Below are 16,122 nucleotides of genomic sequence, written 5' to 3' on the forward strand. Positions count from 1 at the left end.
CGGATAAAGGGGGCGCTGCCCCCATCGCCGCCAGGCGGCGATTCCCCCGGGATATTTAAGGCAAGAAGAAATAGCGGGGTCTATTTGCCCTTCCAGACCGGATCGCGTTTTTCAGAGAAGGCGCGCGCCCCCTCCAACTGATCCTCGGAGGCATAAAGGGTGTCCACCGTCGCCAGTTGGCGCTTGGTGATCCGGTTCATCGCATCCTGAAAGCGCAGCGCCTCGGCATCGCGCACGATTTCCTTGATCGCCGCATAGACCAGCGGCGGGCCGGAGGCCAGTTGGTCGGCCATGGCGCGGGCCTCGGCCATCAGGCGGTCGCCCGCGTGCAGGTGATTGACGAGGCCCCAGCGGGCGGCCTCCTGGGCGTCAAGCCAGCGACCGGTCAGCAACATTTCCATTGCGATATGATAGGGGATGCGTTTGGGCAGCTTGATGCTGGCGGCATCGGCCACCGTGCCGGAGCGGATTTCGGGCAGGGCAAAGCTTGCGTGATCCGCCGCCAGGATGATATCCGCCGAAAGCGCCAGTTCAAGCCCGCCGCCACAGCAAATCCCGTTGACTGCGGCGATCACCGGCTTGTTGAGGTCACGCAGTTCCTGAAGGCCGCCAAAGCCACCGACGCCGTAATCGCCATCGACCGCGTCACCCTCTGCTGCCGCCTTGAGATCCCAGCCGGGACAGAAGAATTTGTCGCCCGCCCCGGTGACGAGCGCCACGCGCAGGTCCGGATCGTCGCGGAAATCGCGAAACACCTCGCCCATGATCCCGCTGGTTTCAAGGTCGATGGCATTGGCCTTGGGGCGATCAAGCGTCACCTCGAGAACGGCGCCGCGACGTTCGGTTTTCAGGGGGCTATGGGTCATTCGGGGTCTCCGGTCCGGATCAGGGCATCTGCGGCCACGGCGAAATCCGCGCCGCAGATCAATGGGTTGATTTCTATTTCGTCTAGCTGCGCGGCATGGGCGATGACATAAGCCTGCACTGCCAGAACGGCCCGTGCAATGGCCTCTGTGTCCACCCCCGGTTTGCCGCGATATCCGGCGAGAAGCGGGGCGATACGCAGCCGGGTCAGGGCGCCAAGGATATCGTCCTTCCCGGCCGGTAGCAAAAGCGACTGGCTGTCGGCCATCACTTCGGTCAGGACACCGCCCGCCGCAAGCGTCAGCACGAAGCCATGCGCCGGGTCGCGAAGGACGCCGATCAACAGCTCGACAAGCCCGCCCGCAACCATGGTCTCGACAAGAAAGCCGGGGCTGTCCATGCGCGCGGCGGCGGCGGTCACGGCTTCGACATCGCATAGGTTGAGTGCGACCAGCCCCGCCTCGGATTTATGCGCGACGCCTTGCCCCTTGAGAACGACAGGAAAGCCAAGCTCTGCGGCGGCGTCGGCGGCCTCTTGCGGGGTGTTCGGGCAAAGCGACGCAGGCACCGAAAGCCCGAATCTGGCCAGTGCGCGCTTGGCCTCGGCCTCGGGGAGCATGCGCAAGGGGCCCGGCGTGCCGGGGGCCAGGATCGGCGGCGGCAGAGCGCCGGCGCGTCCCAACTGCGCGGCAAGCGCGATTGCGCTCAGCCCATCGTCAAGCCCGATCAGCGGGATCAGACCGGTAGCAAGGCAGCGCTCGATCATCGGCTCTGGCAGGGTCTCGGGAAGGGTGGACAAGAGCGCCAGAGGCTTGCCCGCCTCTGCGCGCGCGGCACCGGCGGCGTCAATCACGCAATCCCAGGCCGAAGGATCACAGCGATCCGCGCGCGGGAAATCGACGATGATACAGCCCATCGCCACATCGCCCGCCAGCATAGCCAGGAAGGTATCCCGCATGCGGTCGACGTCACCCCAAATAAATGTATGGTAATCCAATGGGTTGGCAAGTGCCACACGTGGCCCTAGCGCCGCGCGCAGGCCCGCGATCTGGGCCTCTGCGAGCGGTGGAAACATCAGGTCATGCTCGACCGCGCTATCCGCCATCAAGCTCGCCTCGCCCCCCGAACAGGACAATGAAACGATCCGGTTCGAGGGCAGCGGCCCCGCCAGATGCAAAAGCTTGAGGGTCTCGAGCAGGGCGGGCAGGCCATCGACCTGTGCCACACCGAGGCGTGCCAGAAGTGCGCGGGCACCGGCGTTGGATCCAGCCAGAGACGCGGTATGCGAAATCGCTGCGGCGCGCGCCTGCTCGGACTTGCCTGCCTTGAGCGCCACGATCGGCTTGCCAAGCCTTCGTGCTTCCTGGGCGAGGGCCTCGAACCCGGCCAGCTCACCGATTCCCTCGATATGCAGACCAAGGGCGGTAACGCGGCGATCGGCCAGTAGTGCGCGGCCCAGATGCGCCAGGTCCAGTTGCGCCTGATTGCCGACAGTCATCAGATAGGCAATCGGCAGGCCGCGCGTCTGCATGCTGAGATTGATCGCGATGTTGGAACTTTGCGTCAGGATCGCCACGCCGCTTTCAACACGACGCCCGCCATGCTGATCCGGCCATAAAAGAGCGCCATCGAGATAGTTGATGAACCCATAGCAATTGGGGCCGATGATCGGCATGGCGCCAGCGGCCTCTAACAGACGATCCTGCAAGGCGTCGCCATCGCCGGTCTCGGCCTGCATCTCGCGAAATCCGCTGGCGAAACAGACCGCTCCACCCGCGTCCATCGCCGAAAGACGTGCCACAACATCAAGCGTGGCCTCGCGATTGACGCCAATGAAAACCGCGTCCGGCACTCCGGGCAGGTCATCAAGGCTGGCAAAGGCCGCACGCCCTGCTATTTCCGATCGTGTCGGGTGAACCGGCCATACCGGCCCGCCATAGCCGATCTTGCCAGATTGCTCGATCACCGATGTACACCAGGCGCCGCCGCCGACGACCGCGACAGAAGCGGGGCGCAAAAGCCGGTCCAACGAGCGCATCATTGGCGACCACCTGCGTTTGCCGCGCAGTCGGAAGCCTCCGGCGGGGATATTTCCGGCAAGAAGAATTGGCAGTAACGCGATATTAACCGAGGACCGTCAAGTTGAAGGTACGGTACAGGCGGGGACGCCGATGACCGTGCAAGGAGAAGAGGCATGACCTTTTCACCGGGGGGGGCTTTGCGGCCTCCCCTTTTCTTCTTGCTCCAAATATCCCCGCCGGAGGCATTAGCTCTCTTTTGGACTGCCATTGCCTCAGGCCCCCAAGGGGCGAAGCAGGTCGCGGCTTATGATGTGGCGCTGAATCTCGCTTGTTCCGTCCCATATCCGCTCGACCCGTGCATCGCGCCAGAAACGCTCTATGGGGAAATCGTTCATCAACCCCATGCCGCCATAGATCTGTAGAGTGGCATCGGTGACCCGCGCCAGCATTTCCGAGGCGTAGAGTTTGGCGCTGGCGATTTCGCGATTGGCGGGCAGGCCCTGATCCAGCCGCCAGGCCGCGTTGAGGGTCAGCAGGTCGGCGGCGTCAATTTCCGTGATCATATCGGCGATCTGAAAGCTGACCCCTTGGAATTTACCGATCTGCTGGCCGAATTGTTCGCGTTCGGCGGCATAGTGCAGCGCGTAGTCAAAACAGCGCCGCGCGCGCCCGACACTCATCGTGGCAACCGTGATCCGGGTGGCATAGAGCCACTCGTTCATCACTGCAAAGCCGCCATCGACCTCGCCCAGCACCTGGGCATCGGGCAGACGGCAATCGTCGAATTCCAGGATCATGTTCTTGTAGCCCCGGTGGCTCACGGATTCATATCCGTTCCGGATCGTGAAGCCTGGCGTGCCGCGATCAACCAGAAAGGTGGTGATCCGTTTCTTGGGGCCCTTCGGTGTCTGATCCTCGCCGGTGGCGACAAAGACGATCAGGAAGTCGGCATGGTCGGCCCCCGAGATGAAATGTTTGGTGCCATTGAGAACCCAATCGCCCCCCTCGCGCCGGGCGCTGCACTTCATACCACGCACATCTGACCCGGCGCCCGGTTCGGTCATCGCAAGCGCGTCCATCCGCTCGCCGCGCACCGCCGGAAGAAGGTAACGCTCGCGCTGTTCGCCCTCGCAGGCCATCAGAATGTTCTGCGGGCGGCCAAAGAAGTGGTTGAGCGCCATCGACCCGCGCCCCAGTTCGCGCTCGACCAGTGCGAATTCAAGATGATTCAGGCCCGCGCCACCCACCTCTTCGGGGAAATTGCAGGCATAAAACCCAAGATCAATCGTCTTTTGCCTGATCCGTTCGGCCACCTCCGCAGGTACCTCGCCGGTGCGCTCGACCTCGGCTTCATGCGGGTAGATCTCGTTCTCGACAAAGCTGCGCACCGCTTTGACGATCATCTCCTGTTCGTCGCTCAGTCCGAAATTCATATCACTTATCCTTGTGCAAAGCGGCCAGCGCCTCGACCCGCGCCAGAACCCCGGGCAGGGGATCGCACGAGCGGCGCGTTTCGAGGTTCACATGCAGCATGAACTGATCCGCGGTTGCCAGAACCGCGCCATCGCTTTCGCGCTTCATCTCGTGATAGCAGCGCAGTTTCTTTCCCTCGCCCTGGGTCACGCGGGTTTCGACGGTGACGTGTTCGCCGGCTTGTGCCTCGGACAGGAACCTGATCGTGGTCTCGGCGGTGAAATAGCTGTTACCTGCCTCTATATAGGCGGCGTCGGCGCCGACATGGGTCATCACCGCATCGGCGGCATCGCTGAACAGCTGCCCATATCGGCCCTCGTTCATATGGCCGTTGTAATCGGTCCAGTCGGCCGGAATGACGCGGCGCGCACTTACGATCGGCGGGCCATCCTCAAGGGCGGGGCGGAACGTCACCTGATGCTCGTTGATCAGCCGACCGGCGGCGTTGCCTTGTTGGCGAAGGGCGCGCATCATTGCGATCAGGTTGTTGTCGCGCTTGCGCTCAAGCTCTCGGATGCTCAGGTGGCCCGATTGCGCATCGGACTGATCGGCAATCATCTGGGTCAACTCTTCGGTCAGTTCCGGCACATCCATCAGCTTGGTCCAGGGCCATTGAAGGCAGGGGCCGAACTGATCAATGAAATGCTTCATCCCGGCCTCGCCCCCGGCGATGCGGTAGGTCTCGAACAGGCCCATCTGCCCCCATCTCAGGCCGAATCCAAAGCGGATCGCGTTGTCGATCTCCTCAGTGGTGGCAATACCGTCCTTGATAAGCCAGAGTGCCTCGCGCCACACCGCCTCAAGGAAGCGGTCGGCAATGTGTGCGTCGATTTCCTTTTTGACATGAAGAGGATAGAGGCCAAGCGCCGTCAATGTGGCGCTGGCTCGGGTCACCAGGTCGGCGCTGTTTTTCTCGGTGGTCACCAGTTCGATCAGCGGCAAGAGATAGACCGGGTTGAAGGGGTGCGTCACCACGATCTGTTCAGGGCGCGTGGCGCAGCCCTGCAACTCCGACGGCTTGAAGCCAGAGGTTGACGAGCCGATGATCGCATCGGCATCGCAATGCTCCTGAAGGGTCTGATAGACCTTGCGCTTGAGGGCGAGGCGCTCGGGCACGCTTTCCTGAATCCATGATGCCCCCGCGACGGCCTCTGACATGGTGTCGTGAAAACTCAGGGTGCCCTCGGCGGGCAGGGCCACATCGTAAAGCATCGGAAGCGCGTGGCGCGCATTGCCAAGCACCTCGCCGATCTTGCGCCCGGCCTCCGGGTCGGGGTCGAACACCCGCACATCCCAGCCGTTGAGCAGGAACCGCGCCGCCCATCCGCCGCCGATCACGCCGCCGCCGATAATTGCCGCTGTTTTCGTCATTTTTCCACTCCTGTTAGCGCTGGATCATTGCGCCGATGTCATATCCGTTGAAATCCAGAACCTCGCGTGCGGCCGTGATCCGGTCAGCACCACCTTTGACGCTTCGATCCAGTACCCAGCCATAGCCCCCATCCGGCGCGCCGATGGCGGCGGTGCGATAGCCCTCATCGACCCAGATCACCCAGAGATCGCGCGCCGCGCCACCCTTGGGATCGGTAAGACGCCAGCGGTTGGGACCAAGCGGTTTGGCTTGCCAGACCTCGCCGGCACCCTCGCAATCGCCATTGGCCGCGCAGGCGCGAACAACCAGTTCAAAAGCCTCATGGCCTTGCCTATCACGCAGATAGCTGACCTGCCTTAGCCCCTCGTCACCGGGATAATGGCCGCGTAGGTGCCATGCACCCGCCAGGCGGCTGACATCGCTGCGGCTGGTATAGGTCAGCGGGCGTGAGGTGTCGCGATAGCCCGCAGCCTCCGGTGCGGCGCAGGCCGCTACCAGACTCCCGAAGGCCAAAGCGACACAGACCCTCATGGCACAAGGGTTTCCGTATGCCCGTCCACCGCCAGAACCTGCCCCGAAATCTTGCGTGCGGCAGGCGAGGCGAGGAACAACGCCATATCCGCCAGATCATCGACATCGACCCAACTGCGCAGGCTCACGCCCTTGACGTATTGCGCGCGCACCTCGTCTTGGGTTTTGCCGCCTGCCGCCGCTTCCATCGCCACGACGCGGTCCATCCGGTCGCCCTCGACCGCGCCCGGTGCAATCGCGTTGACGCGTACCCCGACTGGACCAAGCTCCATCGCGAGGGTCTTGGTCAGGCCGACCAAACCCCATTTCGCCGCCGCATAGGGTGCGCGCAGCGGATAGCCGAACAGCCCTGCGGTCGACGTGGTGATCAGGATCAACCCATTGCCCTGTGCACGCATCACCCGTGCCGCCCATCGACAGGTCAGGAAGGTGCCCGACAGGTTCACGTCAAGACAGGCGCGCCATGCGTCATAGTCCAGATCCTCGATCCGCCCCGCAGGGCCGCCGGTGCCCGCATTGGCGCAGACCACATCGACGCCGCCCCATGCCTGTTCCACATCAGCGAAAAACCCCTCCATCCGGGCCTCGTCGGTGACATCGGCCTGGGTTGCGATGAAATCGGGATGGGCGGCCCTGAGGCGGGCGACCGCCTCGCCATCGGCATCACAGATCGCCACCCGGTCACCGCGCGCCGCAAAGCGTTTGGCAAGGCCAAGCCCGATCCCCGACGCGCCGCCGGTGATCAGAACGCGCATGCTCATCCGCGCGGTGCCTGTTTGGTGAGGCGCAGCTTGTCACGGACTTCTTGCGGGCCGATCACCCGCGCACCGAGGTTTTCGATAATTCCGACGGCGCGTTCGACAAGCTGTGCGTTGGTCGCCAGAACGCCGCGATCCAGCATCAGGTTATCCTCAAGCCCGACCCGCACATTGCCCCCGGCCAGAACGCTGGCCGCCACATAGGGCATCTGGTTGCGGCCAAGGCTAAAGGCGGAAAATGTCCAGTTATCCGGCACGTTGTTGACCATCGCCATGAAGGTGTTGAGGTCATCCGGCGCACCCCACGGCACCCCCATGCACAACTGCACAAGCGCATCGGGTTCCAGAATGCCGTCGGCGACAAGCTGTTTGGCAAACCAGAGGTGGCCGGTGTCAAAGGCCTCGATCTCTGGCTTGACGCCAAGGTCGGTCATCATCCGGCCCATCGCCCGAAGCATGCCGGGGGTGTTGGTCATCACGTAATCGGCCTCGGCGAAATTCATCGTGCCGCAATCGAGCGTGCAGATTTCCGGCAGGCATTCGGCCACATGCGCGACCCTCTCTGTCGCGCCCGCCATATCGGTGCCTGCCGCTTTCGGGGGAAGCGGATTTTCAACCCCGCCAAACACGATATCGCCGCCCATCCCGGCGGTCAGGTTAAGCACCACATCGGTGGCGCTGTCGCGGATGCGGTCGGTGACTTCGCGAAACAGGCCAGGATCACGGCTTGGCGCGCCGGTTTCGGGATCGCGCACATGGCAATGCACCACGGCAGCCCCGGCCTTGGCGGCCGCAATCGCGCTATTGGCGATCTGTTCGGGCGAGCGCGGCACATGCGGGCTCTTGTCCTGTGTGCTCCCCGATCCGGTGATGGCACAGGTGATGAAAACCTCGCGGTTCATGGTAAGCGGCATGGTGTCCTCCGGGGATAGTGTTCCGGGCTAGCCTAGCGCGCTGGTGCTGCTATATATCTTGCCGTAAAAGACAAAAATCATGCCTAAATGGACAAAATCACCTGACGCGCCCGTCAGCATCGCCTTCCTGATCTTTGATCAGTTTTCAAACCTGTGCCTTGCCAACTGCCTGGAACCGCTACGTGCGGCCAATACCCTGACCCGGCGGCAAAGCTTTGACTGGCAGATTCTGACCCGAACCGGCGAACCGGTCCTGTCCTCTTCGGGGATGCAGGTGGTGCCGCATAAGCCGCTCAAGGCGCTTGAGGCCTGTGATTACCTGTTCGTTGTAGCGAGCTATGCCCATACCAAGCACGACACCGCGGACACCCGCCGCGCCCTGCGCGCCGCCGTGACCCGCGCCAAAAACGTGGTCGGTCTTGATGCCGGGCCCTGGCTTTTGGCCTCGGCGGGCTTGCTGAACGGACGCCGCGCCACGGTGCATTGGGATCTGCTTGATGCCTTTACCGAGCGGTTTCTGGACATAGAGGCGGCGCAGGCGCGGGTCCTGACCGATGGGCCCTATATGACCTGTGCCGGGGCGATGTCGGCGCTTGATCTGATGCTTGGGCTTATTGCGGATCGCTTGGGGCTGTCGGTGCGCCTTGATGTCGAGGCGATGTTCATCCACGGCGACCCCCCGGTCAGTGCGGCCCGCGAGGGGCAGGCGGTGGGCGATGCGCTTGTCCGCCGTGCCCTGACGGTGATGCGTGATACGCTTGAGCGCCCGTTGTCACAGGCCGATCTGGCGCGGCGCCTGTCCTGTCAGGCACGCACGCTTGATCGGCGGTTTCGCGCGGGACTAGGGGCGCCGCCGGGCACGGTCTATCGGCACTTGCGCCTTTCGTCGGCGCGCAAGATGCTTGAGGGCACCAGCCTTGGCATTGCCGAAATCGCCCTGCGGTGCGGGTATGATTCCCCCGCTGCCATGGCCCGCGCGATGCGGCGCCACTATGGCGCCAGCCCGCGTGAGTTGCGCAAATCCGGCTAGGATCGCTCAGAGAGCGGGCAGGCGATACATGCCGGAGCTGGAAAAGGCGATTGAACTGCCGTCCTCGATATCTTCGGAAAAGCGCTGTGCAATCACCCGAAGCGCGGTCTGGCGCCCTTTGGCCACAAGCGCGCGACGCGAGGGCAGGGCCGGGGTCAGCCCCGGATTGAGCAGGGTCTGAGACCAGATCAGCGGGTGCAATTCATGCAGATGGTTTTCCAGCAGCCAGTCAAGACAGTCGTGCACCCTTGCCCGCGTCGCCTCGGATCCCGAGGGCAGGCGCGCCTTGCCGCTGCGCGGGGTCATTACGATGCCGCAAAAGGCAGAGAGCTGGTTGATCACATGCTGGTCGCGCTTGCGCGAAACGATATCGCGCAGCCCGTCAATGAAAAAGTCGCAGTCAAGCCGCTCAAGCGCCCCCGGATCAAGCGCCAGGGCATCAAGGTAAACCCAGGCATAGGCGCCTGCGCCCCACACCTCGCCGGTGCGCGCGGCCGTGCGGCGCGCCTCTAGGTCAAGCATCTCGTAACTGCCGTAGCGCGCCGGCAAAAGCGCCTCGCCAAGGGCCCGCATGTGGCGCGGGCTGTCGGGATCAAGGTCGATAAGCTTCTCGTAATCATCCGCCACCCGCAAGCGCGGCTTCTGACGCCCGGCCAAAAGCGCACATTGCGCTGCGGCCAGCGATGGCGCGTCAAGATCAACCCCGTCAAACTTTGCCAGGAGTTCATCGGCGCGCTTGAAATGACGATGAAACCGCGCTTCATGCTCGACGGTGCGCCGTTCGGTTGCGCTGGCCCGCCAGGCCCAGCCAATATCAATATGGGTCAATGCGGCAATCAGGGCACAGGCATAGTTGTCATGATGCTCCGCCTGCATCTCCTCAAGCGCACTTATGCCCGAAGGGTCCGGCTCTACTCCGTCATGCAATGCGTCCTCTGCCGCCGCAACCACGTCAGCGCGCGCGCCATAGGCCAAAAGCATCGTGGCATTCTCGCCGCCGGGCGTGCGCAGACGCGCGCCATCACCATATTCGATAAGGCGTGCCAGCTCTTCCCACATCTCCTGCCGGGCCAGTTTCTGACCTTTGTCCTGATGGGTGGCGCGGGCCATTTCTTCGTCCGTGACCGGGAGCGACGGCAGCAGAATCCGCTTGGTCAGGTTGTCGATGTCTTTTTGCGGCTTGCGACGTAACAGCCCCAGAAGGTCAGGCAAAAGCCGCCCGTCACGGCCCTTGCGAGGGCGATCGTCCTGGGGGAAATTGTCTGATTTTGCGATTGGTTCGAAAGGCATGGCATCTCCGGGCTCCTATTCGAGCCTATTGTGAATCTGCTTTTCGACAAAAAGAGGGCAAGCCTTGGGTGAAGGCAGGGAAATTCCGATGCGCCGACTGGGCGTTGCCTTGATGCGCGACTCGGGGCAAACTTGAACAATGAAAAAGCTTTTGGTCTTTGTTTTCGTTGTGGTTTTTCCGGTATCCTGCCTCGCTGAAAGCGATGCGACTGTGCTATTGCCCCTTTCTCCACCTGCACGGGGCGGCAACATTCCGCGCACAAGGTGGGAACATCGCACAGATGCGCCACTTTTGACCCGCGCCGCCTTGTCTGCGCTCAAGGCTCACGGGGCGGCGCTGACAGGGGTCGTGCCGCGCGATATCGCAAACTGGTGCCCTTCCTATCCTGCGGCTAGCGATGCCAACCGCCGTGCATTCTGGGTGGGTTTTCTGTCGGCCCTGGCAAAACATGAAAGCACATATGATCCGCGCGCCGTCGGGGGCGGGGGGCGGTGGTTCGGGCTTTTGCAGATCCTGCCTGCCACCGCGCGCGGGTATAAATGCCGCGCCGGGTCGGGGGAGGCGCTGCGGGATGGGCCGGACAATCTGTCCTGTGCCGTCCGGATCATGGCGCATACGGTTGTGCGTGACGGCGTCGTCTCTGAGGGCATGCGCGGCGTGGCTGCGGATTGGGGACCGCTGCACAGCGCGAGCAAACGTCGGGACATGCAGCGCTGGACGCGGGCGCAAAGCTATTGCAAGCCGCTGTCCTCGGTCCGCCCCCGCATGCGCCCTGCGCGTCTGGCGCGGGCTGTCGATTAGCGCCCGGAAAATACCCCCCTCAGACCCCGCGAATACGGGTGGCCATTTCCGTTGTATCCCGGCTTAGCCCCGGTGTGTCCAGGATACGGTCCAATTCCGTGCGGATCAATGTCTGGCGTTGTTGGTCGTATCGCCGCCAGGTCTCGAACGCTGAACACATGCGTGCCGTGGTCTGCGGATTGAGCGGGTCAAGCCTGATCAGCCAATCCGCCAACACCCGATACCCCTTGCCCGAGGCATGGTGGAAGCCGGCCGGTGACATCGACAGCGCGCCGAACGTCGCGCGAAAGCGATTGGGGTTGGCGATGTTGAAATCAGGATGAGTGGCAAGGCGCGCCGCGGTATCGGCCGTGTCCTCGGGGCTGGCATGCACGATCTGAAGGCTGAACCACTTGTCGATCACAAGGCGGTCTTCCTGCCATTGATCATAGAATGCCCTGGTGGCCGCTTCGCCTGCGCCCGCCTGCAACAAACAGGACCAGGCCGCCAGTTGCTGGGTCATGTTGTCGGCACTTTCAAATTGCTTTGCCGCCAATGCGCCACCGTCCATGCGCGAGATCATTGCCAGAGCGGCATTGGCCAGCGCCCCCGCGCCGGCCTGATCGGCATCGGGGCGATAGGGGGCGGAAACCTGATGTTGTGCATAAAGGTCGCGCGCCAGCCCCTCGATGTTCTCGGCGCGCGCATTGCGCAGCGCTTCAAGCGCCTGCCAGATGATTTGGGGGTCTGGCGTATGCCCCATTTCATGCAGGCTTTGCGCAAGTTCGTCCTCGCTCGGCAGGCCAAGCGCCAGAGCGCGAAACGCCGGGTCCAGGGTTTCGTCGCGGGCGACCATCCTGATCGCGTCGAGATAGGCCGCATCCGGTGCGGCCCCTTCGCGGACCATCGCGATCAGCCCCTCGCGGGCAAGGGCGCGCCCGGCCTCCCATTTGTTGAAGGGATCGGTATCATGCGCCAGAAGAAAGGCGCGCTCGGCATTGCTGGTTTCGCGCTCGAGGATGACCGGAGCGGAAAAGTCGCGTAAAATCGAAGGTATGGGGCGCGATGCCAATCCATCGAATGAAAAGCTTTGCTTGGCCTGCGTCATTTCAAGAACGCGGGTTTTCTGAACCTCGTCACCATTGGCGCCAAGCAATCCAACAGCAATCGGAATGACCCGCGGAAGTTTTTCTTCCTGCTCGGGTGTCGGCGGTGTTTCTTGTGAAAAATGAAGGGTATAAGTGCCGTCGCTGAAATCATCCGTCACCTTCAGCCGGGGCGTTCCGGCCTCTTCGTACCACCGTTTGAACTGTGCCAGGTCACGGCCAGTGACCTCTTCAAACACGGAAAGCCAATCCTCGATCGTGCAGGCCTCTCCATCGTGGCGTTCAAAGTACAGATCAAGCGCCTGTGCGTAGGCCGCATCGCCCACCAACCGCTTGAGCATGCCGATCAGTTCGGCGCCCTTTTCATAGACGGTGGCGGTATAGAAATTGTTGATCTCGACGAAACTTGCCGGGCGCACCGGATGTGCCAACGGGCCGTTATCCTCGCGGAACTGCCGTGCGCGCAGGTCGATCACATCCGAGATCCGCTTGACCGGGGCAGAGCGCATGTCCGAGGTGAATTGGGAATCGCGATAGACCGTCAGCCCCTCTTTCAGGCAAAGCTGAAACCAGTCGCGACAGGTGATCCGGTTGCCGGTCCAGTTGTGAAAATACTCATGCGCGATAATTGCCTCGATGCGTTCGAAATTCGCATCGGTCGAGGTCTCGGGCGTGGACAGGACACAGGATGAATTGAAGATGTTCAGGCCCTTGTTTTCCATCGCCCCCATGTTGAAATCATCCACGGCGACGATGTTGAAGATATCGAGATCATATTCGCGCCCGTAGACATCTTCGTCCCAGGCCATGGATTTCTTGAGCGCCTCCATGCCAAAGGCGCATTTGTCCTCATCGCCGGGGCGCACCCAGATGTTGAGGGCAACCTCGCGGCCGGATCGGGTGGTAAAGCGATCCGGGTGGTTGACCAGATCGCCCGCAACAAGCGCGAAAAGATAGGCCGGTTTCGGCCATGGATCATGCCATTCGGCAAAGCCCGCGCCCTGCGTGATCGCATCGCCATTCGACAGCATCACCGGCGCGTCGCCCTCGATCCGCACGGTGAACACGCCCATCACATCGGGGCGGTCGGGGTAATAGGTGATCTTGCGAAAGCCTTCGGCCTCGCATTGGGTGCAATACATGCCGCCCGACATGTAAAGCCCTTCCAGTGCGGTGTTGGCGGCCGGGTTGATCTCGACCTCGGCCTCAAAGGTAAAGGGCGCGTCGGGCACCTCTGCACGCAAGCCTTCCGGCGTGATGTCGAGGGATATCTCCATGCCGTCAATCATCGCACGGATAAATTCAAGCCCCTCTCCATGCAGGAAAAATTCACGCCCTTGCGCATCGGGGTTGGGGCGAAACCCGATTCTGCTGATCACGCGGGTCCGGTCAGGAGAGAGGCGAAAGGTCAGGTGGACCTGATCCACAAGATAGGCGGGGGGCGTGTAATCCGAAAGATAGATCGGTTGCGGGGCGGCATCTTTCATCGCGTGCGTCTCCTTGAGGGCGGGGCGTTTCGCGTGACCCTAGGGCGTGGCGCGCGGGGCTGCAATGGGGGCTTTTCCTGTCTGCCCGTCCGGGTGTTTGCGCGGCCATGGCACGCGGCGTCATCCGTTGGTGCAAGCGTGATTTGCCTCTGTGCGATACCGGGCGGCGGGGCACGCCGCACGGTGGCGCCGCCCGTGCTCTGGTGTGGACGCCGCAGCCCCGGCCGACCGGGATGCCTATGGCCGGTGACGGGGCCGGGCATGACCAGGGGCCATACCCGTTTGCGCCGCCCACGGATCACCCTTGGCAGTTCAGGATGAACATTCGGTGCATAAACTCTGTGCAGTTCTGCGGTTACCCGCATTTTCATGTGCGCGCTTTGAGGTTTTATTATTCAATTTGGCGCTATATTTATTTCTAATGTGAGGCAAGGAAACGGCAGGCACAGAATAGCTATGAAACGCCCGATCATAGGCATTATCGGCAACGAATATGTGATTGAAAACCGCTATCCCATGCATGCAGGGGGCACGCTCAATTCCTCTGCCGTTGCGGATGTCGCGGGATGTATGCCGCTTATCGTGCCGTCCGATCCGCGGTTTGTCAGTGTTCCGGAACTGCTTGAGGCCTGTGACGGGTTCCTGTTGACCGGCGGGCGCCCGAACGTTCATCCGCAGGAATACGGCGAAGAGGCCACCGAGGCGCACGGCAAATTTGACCGCGCGCGGGATGCCATCACCCTGCCGCTGGTGCGTGCCTGTCTTGAACGGGGGCAGCCCTTTCTTGGGATATGCCGCGGCTTTCAAGAGGTGAACGTGGCCCTCGGCGGAAGCCTGCACCCCGAAATCCGCGATCTGCCGGGGCGCGACAATCACCGCATGCCCCCCGAGGGCACGATGGCCGAACAGTTTGCCCTGCGCCACAAGGTGCGCTTTGCGCCGGGCGGTGTGTTTCATCGCCTGATGGGCGCCGAAGAGGTGATGACCAATACGCTGCACGGGCAGGGCGTCGTGCGCCCCGGCCATGGCGTGGTAATCGACGGTCATGCGCCTGACGGGACGCCCGAGGCGCTTTATATCGACGGTGCCCCCGGTTTTACCCTGTCGGTGCAATGGCACCCTGAATGGAACGCCGCCAACGATCCGGTCAGCCGCCCGCTGTTTTCCGCTTTTGGCGATGCGGTGCGGGCCTGGGCCGAGGGGCGGCGCACGCCGGTTCTGAAAACCGCCTGACGTTTCAGAGGGCGGTCAGGTTCGGGAACCCGGCGTCAGGGGCAGGAAAGAGCCGCTACGATCACATATTTATCGACGCCGTCAGGCTGATCTGTTGAACCAGAAATCTTCCAGGTTTTTTCCATAGCGCTGGCTTTCTCTTTCCGCGCTTTCGTATGCCTGAGCGAGGGCATCAACCGCCCTGTCGCCGGATTTCCAGACCAGGCGAATGACAGCGCCTGCCGAGACGCTCACATTCATCGGCCTGCCGTCGTTGAAACTCAACGCCATTTGCTGAAGGATCAGGTTCACCTTGTTGGTCAGCTCAACCGAATCCGGCAGCCAGCCCTCTTCCAGAATGCATACGAAGGTCCCGCTTCCGGCATAGGAGATCAGGAATTGATGGTTCTCAAGGCAGGCCGCGATAGCTTCTGATACATCTGTCACAAGACATTCGAATTCGAACCATGAGGTTTGCTTGAACAGGTCCCGTATGCCACGAATGCTGAACGCCAGAATAGATGATCCGAAGAGCTCTTTCTTCGAAATCAGGGAGACATAGTTTTCAAGTGCCTGATGTCCGATCACCCCATCCACATTCTTGATGTGAAACGGTTCATGCAAAGGCGGCCGTGAGTCGATGATGACTCCGTTGAGTGCTTCCGTGCCAGAGTTCACGGACGCCGTGCCGGAATCTTTAATCAGTTTTTTGCGGCTGACGACGAGATTTTCCACCAATGCAAGGCGGCCCCGCATTTCGTCGATCTCGAAAGGCTTGGTAATGTAATCATTCGCCCCTGCGGCGAAAGCACGGTCGATATAGGATTTATCTGACATCGCGGTCAGCATCAGGATGGGGGTTTCCCGGTGCTCGGGGCGGTCGCGCAGAATCTTGCAGAGCTCGATTCCATCTGTACCGGGCATTTGAATGTCTAACAGAAAACAGTCAAATGGCGCTGTATCCGATCGTGCGACCAGATCGAGCGCGTCCGTAGCGCATAGCGCTGTTTCCAACGTGTTGTCCCCGACTGCATCCACAAAGGCCTGAAGCAGATCAAGAATACTTTGTTCATCATCGACCGCGAGAATATGCATCTAATGTCCTTCTAAGATATTTAACCTCCCTGAACTGATACCCCTATGATTGATATCATAGATTGAACAACAATCTTAACATGATCTTTCAATTGCGAATATACAAGGGGATTATGGCTGCTTTAAGGAATTTGAAGACAAAAAGATCTCTTAGGCACATAAAGATGGCTCCTGAAAGCAGTCCGGAG

General features: G+C 61.7%; 13 protein-coding genes. 3 read left to right on the forward strand and 10 right to left on the reverse strand.

Features of this window, described 5'->3' with window-relative positions:
* Positions 1-80: 80 nt before the first annotated feature.
* The 7 genes from QZ522_RS01325 to QZ522_RS01355 form a co-directional block, all read right to left on the reverse strand.
* The gene (locus tag QZ522_RS01325; protein ID WP_294606652.1) at positions 81-866 is read right to left on the reverse strand and encodes a carnitinyl-CoA dehydratase; all 786 of its coding nucleotides are present in this window, start codon (positions 864-866) and stop codon (positions 81-83) included.
* A complete protein-coding gene (locus QZ522_RS01330; protein WP_294606715.1) occupies positions 863-2,902 on the reverse strand; it encodes an acetate--CoA ligase family protein in 2,040 nt (679 codons plus the stop codon). Before QZ522_RS01330 ends, QZ522_RS01325 begins: the two co-directional genes overlap by 4 nt.
* A 255-nt stretch (positions 2,903-3,157) precedes the next feature.
* Positions 3,158-4,318, reverse strand: coding sequence for an acyl-CoA dehydrogenase family protein (locus QZ522_RS01335; protein WP_294606653.1), 1,161 nt, complete (start codon positions 4,316-4,318; stop codon positions 3,158-3,160).
* 1 nt (position 4,319) lies between these two features.
* Positions 4,320-5,729, reverse strand: coding sequence for a carnitine 3-dehydrogenase (locus tag QZ522_RS01340; RefSeq protein ID WP_294606656.1), 1,410 nt, complete (start codon positions 5,727-5,729; stop codon positions 4,320-4,322).
* A gap of 13 nt (positions 5,730-5,742) precedes the next feature.
* Positions 5,743-6,261, reverse strand: coding sequence for a lipocalin family protein (locus QZ522_RS01345; protein WP_294606658.1), 519 nt, complete (start codon positions 6,259-6,261; stop codon positions 5,743-5,745).
* Positions 6,258-7,022 (reverse strand): SDR family oxidoreductase, encoded by a 765-nt coding sequence (locus QZ522_RS01350; protein ID WP_294606659.1) that lies wholly within the window; start codon positions 7,020-7,022, stop codon positions 6,258-6,260. Before QZ522_RS01350 ends, QZ522_RS01345 begins: the two co-directional genes overlap by 4 nt.
* The gene (locus QZ522_RS01355; protein WP_294606661.1) at positions 7,019-7,933 is read right to left on the reverse strand and encodes a 3-keto-5-aminohexanoate cleavage protein; all 915 of its coding nucleotides are present in this window, start codon (positions 7,931-7,933) and stop codon (positions 7,019-7,021) included. Before QZ522_RS01355 ends, QZ522_RS01350 begins: the two co-directional genes overlap by 4 nt.
* Before the next feature lie 79 nt (positions 7,934-8,012).
* Between QZ522_RS01355 and QZ522_RS01360 the strand changes: the two genes are divergently transcribed.
* Entirely contained in the window at positions 8,013-8,963 is a 951-nt protein-coding gene (locus tag QZ522_RS01360) for a GlxA family transcriptional regulator (RefSeq protein ID WP_294606663.1), read from the forward strand.
* Between the two features lie 6 nt (positions 8,964-8,969).
* On the opposite strand, the gene QZ522_RS01365 is transcribed toward QZ522_RS01360, so the two are convergent.
* The gene (locus tag QZ522_RS01365; RefSeq protein ID WP_294606664.1) at positions 8,970-10,253 is read right to left on the reverse strand and encodes a hypothetical protein; all 1,284 of its coding nucleotides are present in this window, start codon (positions 10,251-10,253) and stop codon (positions 8,970-8,972) included.
* A gap of 292 nt (positions 10,254-10,545) precedes the next feature.
* Here QZ522_RS01365 and QZ522_RS01370 point away from each other — a divergent pair, with 292 nt between their 5' ends.
* Entirely contained in the window at positions 10,546-11,055 is a 510-nt protein-coding gene (locus QZ522_RS01370) for a transglycosylase SLT domain-containing protein (protein WP_365353270.1), read from the forward strand.
* A gap of 19 nt (positions 11,056-11,074) precedes the next feature.
* Here QZ522_RS01370 and pepN read toward each other — a convergent pair whose 3' ends face one another.
* On the reverse strand, positions 11,075-13,627 hold the full coding sequence (gene pepN, locus QZ522_RS01375; protein WP_294606669.1) for an aminopeptidase N: 2,553 nt from the start codon (positions 13,625-13,627) through the stop codon (positions 11,075-11,077).
* A gap of 456 nt (positions 13,628-14,083) precedes the next feature.
* On the opposite strand from pepN, the gene QZ522_RS01380 reads away from it, so the two are divergent.
* A complete protein-coding gene (locus QZ522_RS01380; protein WP_294606671.1) occupies positions 14,084-14,860 on the forward strand; it encodes a gamma-glutamyl-gamma-aminobutyrate hydrolase family protein in 777 nt (258 codons plus the stop codon).
* Positions 14,861-14,941: 81 nt separating this feature from the next.
* Here the strand turns inward: QZ522_RS01380 and QZ522_RS01385 are convergent, their stop codons facing one another.
* Positions 14,942-15,934: a response regulator gene (locus QZ522_RS01385; RefSeq protein WP_294606673.1), complete on the reverse strand. Its 993-nt coding sequence runs from the start codon at positions 15,932-15,934 to the stop codon at positions 14,942-14,944.
* Positions 15,935-16,122 lie beyond the last annotated feature (188 nt).

Source organism: uncultured Roseovarius sp. (assembly GCF_913054395.1).
Classification (GTDB): Bacteria; Pseudomonadota; Alphaproteobacteria; order Rhodobacterales; family Rhodobacteraceae; genus Roseovarius.